Source organism: Streptomyces sp. NPDC058880, assembly GCF_042742535.1.
Taxonomy (GTDB): domain Bacteria; phylum Actinomycetota; class Actinomycetes; order Streptomycetales; family Streptomycetaceae; genus Streptomyces.
In genome coordinates, this window is record NZ_JBHYMC010000072.1 from 22,726 (window position 1) to 37,404 (window position 14,679).

Here is a 14,679-nt window from a genome sequence, read left to right on the forward strand (position 1 = left end):
CTCCTCGGCGGTGCGGGTGGTACGGGGCGTACGGGGGCGGTCGGTGGGTCCGCTGTGCGCGGCGGGCGGCTCCGGCGCGTTCGGCCCCGCCGGAGCGTGGGCCGCGGACACCGCCCGGCGGCAGCCGGGGCCGGGGCCGGGCAGGAATCGGTGCCGGGCGGGGCCGGGTTTCCCGGGGCTGCTGCGCCTCGGCGCCCGCGCCGCCAGGTCCGGCGGGACGGGTGTGGGCCCCGGCGGGACCGGCTCCGGTGCGGGCGCGGCCACTGCCGCCACCCGTCCGGCCGGCGCCGGGACAGGGCGGCTCACGACGCCTCCGCACGGTCGGCGGCCATGCCGGCGGCGTCGAGGAGAGCGGTGCCGACGATGAGGTCGGCGCCGCCGAACTCGGGGTCGTCGAGCTGGGTGCCGTCGTCCACGGCGAAGAGCAGCCGCTCCTCGCCCTGGCGGTAGGCGGTGCCCACGGCCGGGCTCGCGGCGTGCACGGCCAGCAGGGCCACCAGGTAGGGCAGTTCGGTATCGCTGCGGCGGGCCTCCGCGAGGAGTCCGGACAGCCGGCGCGGGGCGTCGTGCGGCAGGTCCAGGAGCCGCATCGCGGCGGCGAGCTGCTCCTCGCTGAAGCGGCTGTCGTCCGGGGTGGCGATCAGGTCCGGCTCGGGCATCTCCGCGCCGAGGTGTTCGCGTTCCACCGGCGGGGTGAGCAGGATCTCGACGAGGTCGGCGACCCGCACCGAGACGGGCGTGCGCAGCCCCGCCCCGGCGGCGAAGAAGGCGTCGGTGACCCGGCGCGCCTGCTCCACGGGCAGCGGCAGGAGCGGGGCGACGAGCTGCCCGTACAGGTCGATGCCGGTGCGCGCCGCCGGGGCGGCGAAGGCCTGGCGGTCCTGCTCGGCGCGGAACAGCGGGCCGGCGTCCAGCAGCCGGGACTGCAGCTGGGTGTGGCGGCGGATGCAGTCCTTGACGATGTCGACGAGCTCGGCCGCGCGGCGCTTGTTCTCCGGCTCCTCGGCCTCGTCGCGCGCCCTGCGGATGTTCGTGAGGATCGCGTTCTCGTGGCGGTAGCGGTCGGCGACGTGCTCCAGCGCCTCGGCGATCATGTCCGGGACGGCCTGGAGCCAGTCCACCGCCCGGACGTTGCGCCGGGTCGCGTCCAGGGTCCGGCGCAGGGTCTCGGCGTACTGCACGGTCCGGTAGCGGGCCTGCTCGGCGGCCAGTTGGGCATCCGCCAGCCGCCCGCGGCTGATCAGCACCTCCAGCTTGACCTCGGCGGCGATCTGGGCGCTGGTGACATCGGTGTCGAGGGCACCGACCAGGACGTTGACGGCCTCGTCGGTGGTGCGCAGGTAGACCGCGCCGCCGTAGGGGACCTCTTCGATCAGCTTGAAGTCGTAGTCGCGGCGCACGTAGACGCCGTCGGGGCCGAAGGTGCCGTAGATCGCACGGAAGCCCCGGTCCACACTGCCGACGTTGATCAGGTTCTCCAGCACCCAGCGGGCCACCCGCTCGTGCTCGGCCGTCGGGCGGGCCGGCGCCTGGGCCGCGACGCGCGGCAGCAGCCTGGCCACTATCTGCTCGTGGTCGGCGCCGGTGTCGAAGTCCATGTTGAGGGTGACCAGGTCGATCGCGGCGAGCGCGACCTCCGCCATCGCGTAGATGCCGTACTCGCCCGCCAGATTGGCCTTGCGTACGTCGAGGTCGTGGAGCGGGGCGGTGCAGGCGAGCGCGCGCAGCCGCCGGGCCAGGCCCTCGTCGGCGGCCGGGCCCGGCGCCGGGGAGGGAAGGGTCTTCGCCGGGGCGGGGAGAGTCACGGACAAAGACTAGGTCCTGTTGCTGACAACATCCCAAACGGCATGGTTCGGCCCGATCAGTACCCCGACCCGGGGCGGGTGTCCGTCCCCCGCCGGAGCGCCGTGCGCCTGCTCTACGCTCAGCACATGGATTCCATGATCGCATCCACTCCGGTGATCGACCTCAACGCCGATCTCGGCGAGGGATTCGGCCGCTGGACGCTCACCGACGACGACGCCCTGCTGTCCGTCGTCACGAGCGCCAACGTCGCCTGCGGCTTCCACGCCGGCGACCCGTCCATCATGCGCCGGGTCTGCGAACGGGCCGCCGAGCGGGGCGTGCGGATCGGCGCGCAGGTCTCCTACCGCGACCTGGCGGGCTTCGGCCGGCGCGCCATGGACGTGCCGCCCGGCGAACTGGCCGACGAGGTCGCCTACCAGATCGGCGCGCTGGAGGTGTTCGCGCGGGCGGCCGGAGCCCGGGTGTCCTACGTCAAACCGCACGGCGCTCTCCACAACCGGACCGTGCACGACGCCGGGCAGGCGGCCGCCGTCGTCGCGGGCGTCCGGCTGGCGGCCGGCTCCGGAGCGACCGGTGGGCTGCCCGTCCTCGGGCTGCCCGGCTCGATGCTCCTCGCCGCCGCCGAAGAGGCCGGGCTGGCTCCCGTACCGGAGGCGTTCGCCGACCGCGCCTACACTCCGGCCGGGGCACTGGTGCCGCGCGGCGAACCCGGATCCGTGCTGCACGACCCGGACGCGGTGGTGGCCCGGGCCGTGCGGATGGCGGCCCGGGGCACGGTCGTGGCCGCCGACGGCTCCGTGATGCCCGTGGCCGCGCGCTCCCTGTGCCTGCACGGCGACACCCCCGGAGCGGCGGGGCTCGCCCTGCGCATCCGGGAGGCGCTGGGCGCAGCAGGGGTGAGGGTGGAGGCGTTCGTGTGAGGACGCTGGTGGTGGGCGCGCAGGCGCTGCTGATCGAGCTGGGTTCGGCCGAGGAGGTCGCCGCGCTCCACGCCGAGCTGCTGCGCCGCCGGGACGCCGGCGAGCTGGGGACCGTGGGCGACCTGGTGCCCGCGGCCCGGACGGTACTGCTCGACGGCGTGCGGGATCCCGCCGCGCTCGGGGCCCGCATCGCCCGCTGGGACGTGCCGCCGCTCACCCGCGAAGAGGGCCCGCTGGTCACCGTCCCGGTGCGCTACGACGGGCCGGACCTGCCCGAGGTGGCCCGGCTGTGGGGGGTGGACCCCGGGAAGGTGCCGGGCATCGTCGGCGCCCTCGCGTTCCGGGTGGCCTTCTGCGGGTTCGCGCCGGGCTTCGGCTATCTGACGGGGCTGCCGGAGCGCCTCCACGTGCCGCGCCGGGACACTCCGCGCACGGCCGTCCCGGCGGGTTCGCTGGCGCTGGCCGGGGAGTACGCCGGGGTGTACCCGCGCTCCTCCCCCGGCGGCTGGCAGCTGATCGGCTCCACCGACGCGGTGCTCTGGGACCCCGAGCGGGAACCGGCGGCCCTGTTCGCGCCGGGCGTCCGGGTGCGGTTCACGGCAGGCGGCCGTGGCTGAACTGCTGGTGGTGCGGCCGGGGGCGCTGACGACGGTCCAGGACCGGGGCCGCCCGGGATACGCGCACCTGGGGGTCCCACGGTCGGGAGCACTGGACACGGCGGCGTACGCGCTGGCGAACCGGCTGCTCGGCAACCCGCCGGGCGCGGCGGCGCTGGAGACGACCCTGGACGGGGTGTCGCTGCGGGCCCTGACCCCGACGGTCGTGGCGGTCACGGGTGCGCCCTGTCCGGTACGGGTCTCCGGGCGCCCGGTGGCCTGGGGCGCACCGGTCGGGCTGCCGGCCGGGGCGGAGCTGGAGGTGGGCCGGGCCGAGTCGGGACTGCGCGGCTACGTCGCGGTGCGGGGAGGCTTGGCCGTCCCGCCGGTCCTCGGCAGTCGCTCCACGGACCTGCTGTCGGGCCTGGGGCCGCCGGTCCTGTCGGCCGGGATGGCGCTGCCGGTGGGACCGGCCGGGCCGGGAGCGGTCCCCGCGGCGGACGCGTACGGGCTGCCGGCGGCGCCGTCGCAGTTGCTGCTGCCGCTCCGGCTCGGGCCGCGTGCGGACTGGTTCACCGGTGGGTCCCTCGCCGGGCTGTGGCGCTCGGCGCTGCGGGTGTCGCCGCGTTCGAACCGGATCGGGCTGCGCACGGAGGGCGGCCCCGCGCTGGTCCGCGCCCGGCCCGGGGAGCTGCCGAGCGAGGGCATGGTGCTGGGCGCGGTCCAGGTGCCCCCGGACGGCCTGCCGGTGGTGTTCCTGGCCGACCATCCGGTGACCGGGGGCTACCCGGTGGTGGGCGTGGTCCCGCCGGGTCCGGCCCTGGACGCGGCCGCACAGGCCCGGCCCGGTACCCCGGTCAGGTTCGTGCGGGCCCGGTGAAACGCTTTCGGGGGCTGCGGCCAAGTACCAGGTGAGGGGACCGACCGGGTCCCTCGTGCAGGGGAGGAACCGGGTGCGCAACCCACGACACGAGACCGGCCCGCCGGATCTCAGGACGGCCGAGGGATTCGGGGCGTTCTACGAGGAACACGTCGACGCCGTTCTCGGCTTCGTCACCCGCCGGGTCGCCGATCCGCACCTGGCGGCCGATCTGACGGCGGACGTCTTCCTCGCGGCGATGGGATCGGCCGGCACCTACCGGGGGCACAAGGGAGCCCCGGTCGCCTGGCTGTTCGGCATCGCACGCAACGTCCTGGCCGGGCACGCCCGCGGGAAGGCCCGGGAGAGCGGCGCGCTGGCGCGCCTGAGCGGCCGCCGGCTGCTGGACGACGAGGACGTGGCCGCGCTGGAGGAGCGCATAGACGCGGAGCGGGCCTGCCGGGAGCTGGCCGAGCGCCACGCCTCCCTGTCCGAGCCGCTGCGTGCCGTCCTCGACCTCGTGGTGGTGGACGAGCTCACCCCGGCCGAGGCCGCACAGGCCCTCGGCATCACCCGGGCGACAGTCCGCGTCCGCCTGCACCGCGCCCGGCGCGCCCTGCGCGGAGCCGTGGGCTCCGTCACCCGACACCGACTGGAGGCAGCCCGATGACCACCCGCCCCAGCGGCTTCGAGGACCGCCTGAAGGCGGCCCTTGTGGCCCGCTTCCCGCAGACCCCGCTCCCGACCCCGGCCCGCTCCTTCGCCCGCCGCTACGGCGCCCCCCTCGCGGTGGCCGCGGCGACGGTGGCGGTCGTCGCGGTGATGGCGGTGCCGGGAAGCACCCGCGACGGGTCCCGGCCCGTCGGCGCCGCCGCCGGAGGGCCCGACCCGTCCGCCACGGATGCGCCCGGGATCAGGAAGGACCCGGACGGCGCACTGCGGTTCGGGATGCCGGAGCCCGGTCAGGTTCCGGCGCTGGTGGACGCGCTGAAGGAGCTGGGCGTGCCGGCGGTGCTGGTCCCGATACGGCCGCCGTCGCAGTGCTCCGAGCCCGGCGGGGGCTTCCGCGCGCCGCAGGCGGACCCCGCCGCGGAGGTGCTGCAGCGTTCCGCTGACGGCCTCGAGTTCAAGGTCGACGACAAGACGGTGCCGCCCGGATTCTCGCTCACCTTCCAGTGGGCGGACTCCTACCCGGTGGGGCGGAGCCGCACCGTCGGCGTCGGCGTGATCGAGACCGCCAAGGTCCCGTCCTGCGCCGTCGACTACGCGCTGGACGCTCCCCCGCCGGCGAACTGACCGCCACGCGCCGCACATGCTTTCGCCCCGGCCCCCACCGCGTACCACGGGGGCCGGGGCGAAACCGTGTCCCCGGGCGGGAACGCGACGCGCCCGGGCTCCGTCGTCGCGGGGCCCGGGCGCGGGATGTCGTGATCCTCGGCGGCGCTACACGGCCGACTCCGGGGTGATGCGGCTGCGCACGGCGGACTGCACGTCCTCCTCCTCCGCCGGGTCCGCCGCCAGGCGGCGCAGGCGGGGGGCCACCCGGGCGTCGGCGGTCTCGGCGTGGCGGGCGGCGACCTCGCGGGTGGTCTCCTCGCAGTCCCAGAGGCACTCGACGGCGAAGCCCGCCGCGAAGGAGGGGTCGGTGCTGGCGAGGGCCCGCGCGGCGCGGCCTCGCAGGTGGGACGAGGACGTCTCGCGGTAGATGTGGCGCAGTACGGGGGCGGCGCAGTTGATGGCGAGCCGGCCCGCGCCGTCCACCAGGGCGAACAGCCGCCGGGTGTCGGGGCCCGAGCCGCGGACGGTGGAGCGCAGTGCGCTCAGGACCAGGGGGGCGTCCTCGGCGCCGCCCCGGGCGGCCAGGAGGGCCGCGGCGGCCTCGCCGAGGGCGTCGGGCCGGTGGACCCAGCGCCGGGCCCGTTCGACGGCCGCGGGGCCGCACATGCGCTCGTACGCGGCCACGGCGGGCTCGTCGGCCGCCGCTTCGATGAGGTCCAGTACGGCCGGATTGTCGGGTTCGGCGAGGACCAGGTGGTGCAGGGCGGTGGCCCGGGCGGCCTCGCCGTCGGCGCCGGCGGCGGCCGCGAGGATCGCGGAGCGGTCCTCGGGCTGGGCCACGGCGGCCAGGCAGCGGGCGGCGGGCACGTGCAGCGGGTTGCCGCGGCGCAGGCCGTCGGCGGCCCAGTCGAAGACGGCCTGAACGCCCCAGCCCGGCTGGGGGCCGTTCGGGGTGAGCTGGCGCTGCCAGCGGTCGAAGGAGCCCTGCCGGCGGGCCGCGCCCAAGCGCTCCCCGTACTGCGGGGACTCCTCCCACAGACACCACGGCCGGGGCTCGTAGGCGTCACGGACGGCGGCGGCCAGCCGCGCCTCGCCCTCGGCCGTGACGGGGAAGCGGGCGAGGACGGGTGCGGCCAGGGACCGCAGCCCTTCGTCGTCGTCGCGCAGGGCGAGCTCGTCGAGGGCCCACGCCCAGTTGGCCCCGGACGCGGCGTAGCGGCGCAGCAGCATCAGTGCGTCGTCGCGGCCGTACGAGGCCAGGTGGCCCAGGACGGACAGGGCGAGGCCCGTGCGGTGGTCCGTGTCGTCGACGAGGTCGTCGGCGCTGAAGAGGTGGCCCTCGATCTCGCCGAGGGGGCCGTCGAGATCCAGGTAGAGCCTGGCGTAGTACAGCGAGCGGTTCTCGACCTGCCAGTCCTGGCGCGGATCGCCGAGCACGCACTGGTTGAGGGCCTGGAGGGCTTCCGCCCTGGGCGCCGCGAGTGCGTGCAGCGTGCCGTCGCCACGGCCCCGCTGGAGGAGGCCGAGCAGGGTACCGCTCGGCGCTATGACTGGTTCGAACATGGGAATGGCCTCAAATCAAGCTGGGGACGCAACCGGGAATCGGGAGTCACAGGGCCGCGTAACAGCATGTGAGGACGTCCGCCGTCTTGTTCCGCTCGATGTAGACCATTGCCTTCTCACTCTCGTCGGTGGTTCGTGACCAAGGGGTGGCCGGACCGGGCCGGGACACCTTTCGTGTCCTGGCCGTCTGCCCGTCCCCCGTGCCCGCGAATCGAATCCGACGCCATGATGACCCAGCCGGTTTGTGCACCGCGACCACATTTACGGCTGCTGTGACCAACCTGTGAGCTGCACACCGGCCGCGGCAAGGCAAAAAGCGGATTACTCGGCTCCGAAGAGTTCCAGCAGGTCGGCCTTGGCGAACATGCGCGCGGTGTCCACCGCGGAGGGGGTTCCCGCGTTCGGGTCGGCCCCGCCGGCGAGCAGTGCGCGGATCACCGACTCCTCACCCTTGAAGACCGCGCCGGCGAGCGGGGTCTGGCCGCGGTCGTTGGCCCGGTCCGCCTCGGCGCCGCGGGCCAGCAGGGCCGTGACGGTGTCGGCGTGGCCGTGGTAGGCCGCGAGCATGACGAGGGTGTCGCCGCGGTCGTTGGTGAGGTTCGCCGGGACCCCGGCGTCGAGGTACGCGGCGAGCCGCGCGCTCTCACCCTGGCGGGCGAGATCGAAGATCTTGGTCGCCAGCTCGATGACGTCCTCGTCGGGGCCCTCCGGGGAGGCGCCTTCGGTGTGCTCGCTCATCGCGCGTACCGCCTTTCACTCGCTGCTGGCATGAAGCTTCCCCGGGCCTCGCGGGCAGGGGGGCGCACGGCGCTGCGTCCGTACGGGTGAACGGTCAGAGTAGCGCCCCGACCTGCGCGGGTCCGGGCCGGTCCGCAGCGTGGATCACCCCGAACCCCGGTCCGGCGGACGCGCCAGCCGGGCTGAGCCGGTCAAGTGAAAAACCTCCTCATTCACCCGTATGCACCTTTTTTCGCATTGATACTTCCTGTGAGCCTGGAACAACTGATGGTGACTGTCCCCACCAACCAGGAGAACTCCTCATGGTCCTGTCCATTTCAGGCGTGGTCCTGCTCGGCATCATCTGCTTCCTGTTCTTCAAGAAGGACGGGATGAAGCTGACGCACGCTTTCGTCTGCTCGCTCTTCGGCTTCTTCCTCGCCGGCTCCGCCATCGCCCCCAGCATCACGGCGAGCACCGCGAGCCTTGCGAGCCTGCTCGGCGGGATCAAGCTCTAGCCGCCCCCCGAGCAGGCACCCCAGCCCCACCCGTAACACCGCTCACGACCGGAACTCCAGGAGACGCCCGTGGCCCGGCGCCCACTCCCCCGCATTCTCAGCAGCGGCACCGCTTCGCTGGTCCGGGGCCGCGACATCGCTCGCACGGCCGCCGACAGCGCCACGGACGTCCTCCATCCCCTCCTCGTCATCGGACGCGGCCTGCGCGTCCTGGCCGCGGCCGGACGGCGCCGATGGTCCGAGACCCCGAAGGACAAGCGCGGTCCCGCGCTGTTCCTCGGCGCGGCCTGCGTCCTGGTGGTCGCACTGGTCCCCTACGGCCCGCTCCTCGCCCTGATCACCCTCATGGCGACGGCGGCCTGGCACGGGCGCGACCGCACCCCGGTGAAGACCGGGCCGAGCGATGCCGAGGCCGAACGGCTCGGCTCCCTCTACGAGGCCCTCGTGCCCTACTTCTCCATCCCGGAGGACCCCAATCCTCTCTTCTCCCACGGCGGGGAGTGGGACAAGGCCTTCAGCGGCTACGAGTTCGACCAGGCAGGTCGGCTGACCCGGCTCCACATCCGCTACCCGGCCTACTTCACCGACGGCGAGGCCGCCTCGCGGGCCAGGATCGAGGCGCTGCTGCACGCCAAGTCCGGGCGCGGACGGGAGTACCTCTTCGACTGGGACGAGGAGGGCAATCAGCTCGACGTGAGCGTGCTGGCCGCGCTGCCCACGGGCATCGCCGCCCAGCCGTTCGTCACCTCCCCCGGCGAGAGCGTGCTCGGCTTCACCGATGCCGGCAACGTGCAGCGGACGCTGCCCGTCGTGGACGGCGACGAGCCCCGCGACGTGCCGCCGGTCATCTGGCGTACCGGCCCTCGCTCCACCGAACCCCACCTGCTCGCCGTCGGCCAGCCCGGCAGCGGCACCTCCACCCTGCTCCGGTCGCTCGCCGTGCAGGCCCTGCGGCACGGCGGCGACCTCCTGGTCGTCGACGGCGGCGGCAGCGGCGAGTACGCGTGCCTGTCCGGCCGCGGCGGCGTCCTCGCCGTGGAGTGCGGACCGGTGGGCGCGGTGGCCACCCTGGAGTGGGCCGCGCAGGAGACCGAACGCCGCCTCATCGCCATCCACCGGGCCCGCGAGGCCGGACGGCCGGCACCGGAGGACACCCGGCGCCCGCTGTGGATCCTGCTGGACCAGCCGAGCGTGCTCGCGCACCTCGCGGTGGCCGAGGGCGGGCCGGACCCCATGACGCACCTCCAGGTGCCGCTGCGGCACGGGCGGCCCGCCCACGTCACGGTGGTCGTGGCCGAGCAGTTCGACCACCTGGAGCTGCTCCACGACTCCGTGTGGCAGCACACGCGTGCCCGGATCGTGCTCGGGCCCGCCGCGATCCAGCAGATCTCCGACGTCCTGGGGCTGCCGCCGCACACCACGCCCACGACCCTGGTCCCGCCCGGGCGCGGGTACGCGCGGCTCGGTACGGGTCCGGTGCACCGCCTCCAGGTCCCGGCGACCCCGGACCCCTACGACGAGGCCGCGCATCCGGCGCACCGGCAGGCCGTGCTGGAACTCCTGCCGGAGCGGCAGCCGGGGCCGGGGCCGGCCCTGGCCAAGGCCGTGGGCGCGGCGGCCCTCGACGTGCCGGAACGGCCGTGACCGGGGGCACCGTCCGGGGCGGGACGGCGGTGCGGCCCCGGACCGCCGGCGCCCGGCCTGCGGGGCTGGACCGGGCGCCGGACGCGCTCCTGCCCATGCCGTGACGGGGCCACCGCGCGGCCCCTCGCCGGGCTACGCCACGAAGGTGCGCGGAGGTTCGGCTCCGCTGTCGCCCGCGCCGTTGCCGACCAGGCTCGCTGCCGCCGCCAGGCGGCCGGCGGCCTCCTCGGCCACCGGCCCGCCGACCGTGAAGGGCAGGCGGACGTAGCCCTCGAAGGCGCCGTCCACACCGAACCGCGGGCCCGAGGGGACCCGCACCCCGACCCGCTCACCCACCTCGGCCAGGCGGGAGCCGGACAGGCCGCCGGCGCGGGCCCACAGGGTCAGGCCGCCGGCCGGGACCTCGAACTCCCAGCCCGGGAGCTCCCGCCGGACCGCCGCGACCAGTGCGTCGCGGTTCTCCCTGGCCTGCTGCCGGCGGATCTCCACCGCCTGCTGCCAGCCGCCGGTCCGCATCAGCCAGTTCACCGCGAGCTGCTCCAGCACCGGCGTGCCCAGGTCGGCGTAGGCGCGGGCCGCGACCAGGCTGCGGACCACGTCGGGAGCCGCACGGACCCAGCCGATCCGCATGCCCGCCCAGAAGGCCTTGCTGGCGGAGCCCACGGTGATCACGGTGCTGCCGGCCGGGTCGAAGGCGCAGACCGGGCGGGGCATCTCCAGATCCGGCTCCAGCTGGAGTTCGAGCATGGTCTCGTCGGCGACGAGGACGGTTCCCGCGGAGCGGGCCGCCGCGACCATCGCGCGGCGCTGCTCCTCGGAGGCCAGGGCTCCGGTGGGGTTGTGGAAGTCGGCCACGACGTAGGCGAGGCGCGGCGCCGAGTCGCGCAGGACCTGGCGCCAGACGTCCATGTCCCAGCCCGTCAGCCCGTCGCCCATGGCGACCGGTACGAGCCGGGCCCCGGCGGCGCGCATCAGCTGGAGGATGTTGGCGTAGGAGGGCGACTCGACGGCGATCCGCTCGCCGCGGCCCGCGAAGAGGCTGCAGATGGCGTCGATGGCCCCCATCGCCCCGGTGGTCACCATGATCTGCTCGGGCATGGTGGGGATGCCCTGCTCGGTGTAGCGGTCGGCGAGCATCCGGCGCAGCGCCGGGAGGCCCGCCGGATAGTCGCCGTGCGTGTGCGCGTACGGGGGCAACTCCTCCAGGGCGCCCTGGACGGCCCGGGTCAGCCACGGTTCGGGGGCGGGGAGGGCGGCACAGCCGAGGTCGATCATCGAGCCGAGGGACTCGGGCGGCAGCGGTTCGAGCCCCCGGGCGGGCAGTGGATTGCCCGCGGGGACGGACGTCCAGCTGCCCGCGCCGCGGCGGGATTCGAGGAAGCCCTCCCCGCGCAGCGCCTCGTACGCGGCGGCGACGGTGGTACGGCTGAGGGAGAGGGCGGCGGCGAGCTCGCGCTCGGCGGGGAGCCGGGCGGCGACCGGGACCCGGCCCTCCAGAACGAGCAGCCGGACCCCGTCGGCGAGCGTGCGGTAGGCGGGCGGCTTGCGGGCGCCCGGCACGGAGTTCCGCTCCTGCTGGGAGGTGATGAGGCGGGCCAGCTGGGCGGCACCGACCGCTGAGGTCCATTCGGCCATGGCGTGCGGTCCACTTTCGTCCGATTGGCCTCGGTAGAGGCCTGGATTGGATTGCTCTCCGGGGCACAGCGTGCCACGAGTCAGTCCACCTGCACCAGGGCCCTGTCCCGTTCACCACGCGTACCACCGCTCCCGGCCGCCGCGGGGGATACTGCCGCCGTGACGCACGTACGCCTTCGCCATCCGTATCTGGACCACCCGGCTCCGATCCCCTTCGCACACCGGGGAGGTGCCGCGGACGGGCTGGAGAACACCGCCGCGGCGTTCCGCCGGGCCGCCGGGGCGGGCTACCGGTACTTCGAGACCGATGTGCACGCCACGGCCGACGGCAAGCTCGTCGCCTTCCACGACTCCACGCTGGACCGGGTCACCGACGGCCGCGGCCGGATCGCCGAGCTGCCCTGGAAGCGGGTGCGCACGGCCCGGGTGGGGGGCACCGAGCCGCTGCCCCTCTTCGAGGAGCTGCTGGAGGAGTTCCCGGACGCGCGCTGGAACATCGACGTCAAGGCCGAGTCGGCACTGCACCCGCTGGTCAACCTGATCGCGCGCGCCGGGGTCTGGGACCGGGTCTGCGTGGGCTCCTTCTCGGAGAGCCGGGTGGCCCGCGCCCAGAGGATCGCCGGTCCGCGGCTGGCGACCTCGTACGGCGTGCGCGGGGTGGTCGGGCTGCGGCTGCGCTCGTACGCGATCCCGGCGGCGCTGCGCGTCGGGGCGGTGGCCGCCCAGGTTCCGGAGACCCAGGCGGGCATCCGGGTGGTGGACCGGCGCTTCGTCCGGACCGCGCACGAGCGGGGCCTGCAGGTCCACGTGTGGACCGTGAACGAACCGGAACGTATGGAGGCTCTCCTCGACCTGGGTGTCGATGGCATCATGACCGACCACATCGACATGTTGCGCACGGTGCTGGACCGGCGCGGCGCCTGGGCCTGACCCGCCCTCGGCCGCCGCGGCGGATCCGGCGGCCGTCGCGGTACGGGACCACCGAGGGGGACACCGAGTGAGCGCGGACAACGGCAGCAGGACCGAGGAAGCGGAATCCGGGGCGGAGGACGGCAGAGCCGCCACGGCCGGGACGGCCGCCGCAGCGGCGGCACGCAAGCGCGAGCAGCACGGCTGGTACTTCTACGACTTCGCCGTATCGGTGTACTCGGCGAGCGTGCTGACGGTGTTCCTCGGCCCCTACCTCACCTCGGTGGCCAAGGCCGCCGCGGACGCCGAGGGCTTCGTGCACCCGCTGGGCATACCGGTGCGGGCCGGATCCTTCTTCGCCTATGCGGTCTCGGCGTCGGTGATCCTGGCCGTCCTGCTGATGCCGCTCGCGGGCGCGGTCGCGGACCGGACGGGCCGCAAGAAGCCGCTGCTGGCGACGGCTGCGTACACGGGGGCGGCGGCGACGACGGCGATGTTCCTCCTGGGCGGCGAGCGGTATCTGCTCGGCGGCTTCCTGCTGATCGTGGCGAATGCGTCGCTGTCCGTGTCGATGGTGCTCTACAACGCCTACCTGCCGCAGATCTCCACCCCGGACGAGCGGGACACCGTGTCCTCGCGCGGCTGGGCCTTCGGCTACACCGCCGGCTCCGTGATGCTCGTCATGAACCTGGCCCTCTATCTGGGCCACGACACCTTCGGTGTCTCGGAGGGCATGGCCATCCGGATCTGCCTGGCCTCCGCGGGACTGTGGTGGGGTGCCTTCGCGCTGATCCCGCTGCGTCGGCTGCGCGACCGCGCCGTGGTCCGGGAGCCGGGAGCGGCACCGGCCGTCAGCGGCTGGAAGCAGCTGGTGGCCACGTTCAAGGACATGCGGCGCTATCCGCTGACGCTGTCGTTCCTGCTGGCGTACCTGATCTACAACGACGGCGTGCAGACGGTGATCTCCCAGGCCTCCATCTACGGCTCCGAGGAGCTGCAACTGGAACAGGGCACCCTCATCGGGGCGGTCCTGCTGGTGCAGGTCCTGGCGGTCGGCGGCGCGCTGGCCATGGGCCGACTGGCCCGGATCTACGGCGCCAAGCGGACGATCCTGGGTTCGCTGGTGGCGTGGACGGTGACGCTGGGGGTCGGCTACTTCCTGCCCGCCCGGACGCCGGTGTGGTTCTTCGCCCTCGCCGCCATGATCGGCCTGGTGCTGGGCGGCAGCCAGGCGCTGTCGCGCTCGCTGTTCTCGCACTTGGTGCCCGCGGGCAAGGAGGCCGAGTACTTCTCGGCGTACGAAATGAGCGACCGCGGTCTGAGCTGGGTGGGGCCGCTCGTCTTCGGTCTGACGTACCAGCTGACGGGCAGCTACCGGGACGCGATCATCTCGCTGGTGGCCTTCTTCGCACTGGGGTTCCTGCTGCTGGCGCGAGTGCCGGTGCGCCGCGCGGTGGAGGCGGCGGGCAATCCTGTTCCGGAGCGGATCTGAGACCGGGTTCCCGCCCGCGCCCGATCCGGATTCACGAACGAATTCCGAACGGATTTAGACGTTGCGGCGAAGGGGCGGTAGTGTACGCCTTTGGCCTGCCAGGCGGACCGTTACTGCACGCCAAAGAAGTCTAGACGTTGGGTGACATCTGCTGCCAGATGTGACAAAACGGGCACTGGTGGGTACAACAAGGGGCGGTACGACGGGCGACGCACGACCCGGAGCGGGAATCTATACCGCCGACCGGACGTTGACCGGATGACGACGACAGCGACACCTGTCCTGTGGGCGACAAGCCCGGGAGGCACGATTCATGAGTGAGCGAGCTCTCCGCGGTACGCGCCTCGTGGTTACCAGCTACGAGACGGACCGCGGCATCGATCTGGCCCCGCGCCAGGCGGTGGAGTACGCATGCCAGAACGGACATCGATTTGAGATGCCGTTCTCGGTTGAGGCAGAGATTCCGCCGGAGTGGGAGTGCAAGGCGTGCGGCGCCATGGCACTCCTCGTGGACGGGGACGGGCCCGAAGAGAAGAAGGGCAAGCCTGCGCGAACGCACTGGGACATGCTCATGGAGCGACGCACTCGCGAGGAGCTGGAGGAAGTGCTGGCCGAACGGCTGGCGGTCCTGCGCTCCGGCGCCATGAACATTGCCGTGCATCCGCGGGACAGCCGCAAGTCCGCCTGACAGCCGGACGAACGCACAAGCCGAGGGGCCCCGCCACACAGTGTGTGGCGGGGC

General features: G+C 74.1%; 14 protein-coding genes. 10 read left to right on the forward strand and 4 right to left on the reverse strand.

Going from position 1 to position 14,679, the window contains the following annotated elements:
• Window positions 1-302 precede the first annotated feature (302 nt).
• A complete protein-coding gene (locus ACFW2G_RS28770) occupies window positions 303-1,805 on the reverse strand; it encodes a hypothetical protein (protein WP_384449410.1) in 1,503 nt (500 codons plus the stop codon).
• A 153-nt stretch (window positions 1,806-1,958) separates the two neighbouring features.
• Here ACFW2G_RS28770 and ACFW2G_RS28775 point away from each other — a divergent pair, with 153 nt between their 5' ends.
• The 5 genes from ACFW2G_RS28775 to ACFW2G_RS28795 all read left to right on the forward strand — a co-directional run bounded on the left by ACFW2G_RS28775 (window position 1,959) and on the right by ACFW2G_RS28795 (window position 5,477).
• Window positions 1,959-2,726: a LamB/YcsF family protein gene (locus ACFW2G_RS28775; RefSeq protein ID WP_384449451.1), complete on the forward strand. Its 768-nt coding sequence runs from the start codon at window positions 1,959-1,961 to the stop codon at window positions 2,724-2,726.
• Complete coding sequence (locus ACFW2G_RS28780; protein WP_037926346.1) at window positions 2,723-3,343, forward strand: allophanate hydrolase subunit 1; 621 nt, start codon at window positions 2,723-2,725, stop codon at window positions 3,341-3,343. Before ACFW2G_RS28775 ends, ACFW2G_RS28780 begins: the two co-directional genes overlap by 4 nt.
• The gene (locus tag ACFW2G_RS28785) at window positions 3,336-4,202 is read left to right on the forward strand and encodes a biotin-dependent carboxyltransferase family protein (RefSeq protein ID WP_384449406.1); all 867 of its coding nucleotides are present in this window, start codon (window positions 3,336-3,338) and stop codon (window positions 4,200-4,202) included. Before ACFW2G_RS28780 ends, ACFW2G_RS28785 begins: the two co-directional genes overlap by 8 nt.
• 73 nt (window positions 4,203-4,275) lie before the next feature.
• Complete coding sequence (locus ACFW2G_RS28790; RefSeq protein WP_384449403.1) at window positions 4,276-4,851, forward strand: RNA polymerase sigma factor; 576 nt, start codon at window positions 4,276-4,278, stop codon at window positions 4,849-4,851.
• Entirely contained in the window at window positions 4,848-5,477 is a 630-nt protein-coding gene (locus ACFW2G_RS28795) for a hypothetical protein (protein WP_384449400.1), read from the forward strand. The genes ACFW2G_RS28790 and ACFW2G_RS28795 overlap by 4 nt, the downstream gene beginning before the upstream one ends.
• A 147-nt stretch (window positions 5,478-5,624) precedes the next feature.
• Here ACFW2G_RS28795 and ACFW2G_RS28800 read toward each other — a convergent pair whose 3' ends face one another.
• Complete coding sequence (locus ACFW2G_RS28800; protein ID WP_384449397.1) at window positions 5,625-7,022, reverse strand: HEAT repeat domain-containing protein; 1,398 nt, start codon at window positions 7,020-7,022, stop codon at window positions 5,625-5,627.
• A 321-nt stretch (window positions 7,023-7,343) separates the two neighbouring features.
• On the reverse strand, window positions 7,344-7,760 hold the full coding sequence (locus tag ACFW2G_RS28805) for an ankyrin repeat domain-containing protein (protein WP_037926334.1): 417 nt from the start codon (window positions 7,758-7,760) through the stop codon (window positions 7,344-7,346).
• A 302-nt stretch (window positions 7,761-8,062) separates the two neighbouring features.
• Here ACFW2G_RS28805 and ACFW2G_RS28810 point away from each other — a divergent pair, with 302 nt between their 5' ends.
• Complete coding sequence (locus ACFW2G_RS28810; RefSeq protein WP_030031218.1) at window positions 8,063-8,257, forward strand: hypothetical protein; 195 nt, start codon at window positions 8,063-8,065, stop codon at window positions 8,255-8,257.
• Window positions 8,258-8,326: 69 nt separating this feature from the next.
• The gene (locus ACFW2G_RS28815) at window positions 8,327-9,901 is read left to right on the forward strand and encodes a hypothetical protein (protein WP_384582624.1); all 1,575 of its coding nucleotides are present in this window, start codon (window positions 8,327-8,329) and stop codon (window positions 9,899-9,901) included.
• A gap of 132 nt (window positions 9,902-10,033) precedes the next feature.
• On the opposite strand, the gene ACFW2G_RS28820 is transcribed toward ACFW2G_RS28815, so the two are convergent.
• On the reverse strand, window positions 10,034-11,536 hold the full coding sequence (locus ACFW2G_RS28820; protein WP_037926330.1) for a PLP-dependent aminotransferase family protein: 1,503 nt from the start codon (window positions 11,534-11,536) through the stop codon (window positions 10,034-10,036).
• A gap of 159 nt (window positions 11,537-11,695) precedes the next feature.
• On the opposite strand from ACFW2G_RS28820, the gene ACFW2G_RS28825 reads away from it, so the two are divergent.
• The 3 genes from ACFW2G_RS28825 to ACFW2G_RS28835 all read left to right on the forward strand — a co-directional run bounded on the left by ACFW2G_RS28825 (window position 11,696) and on the right by ACFW2G_RS28835 (window position 14,625).
• Entirely contained in the window at window positions 11,696-12,466 is a 771-nt protein-coding gene (locus tag ACFW2G_RS28825) for a glycerophosphodiester phosphodiesterase family protein (protein WP_037926327.1), read from the forward strand.
• Between the two features lie 67 nt (window positions 12,467-12,533).
• Window positions 12,534-13,937 (forward strand): MFS transporter, encoded by a 1,404-nt coding sequence (locus tag ACFW2G_RS28830; RefSeq protein WP_384449386.1) that lies wholly within the window; start codon window positions 12,534-12,536, stop codon window positions 13,935-13,937.
• Between the two features lie 313 nt (window positions 13,938-14,250).
• Complete coding sequence (locus ACFW2G_RS28835) at window positions 14,251-14,625, forward strand: RNA polymerase-binding protein RbpA (RefSeq protein ID WP_007262928.1); 375 nt, start codon at window positions 14,251-14,253, stop codon at window positions 14,623-14,625.
• The last annotated feature ends 54 nt before the right edge of the window (window positions 14,626-14,679 follow it).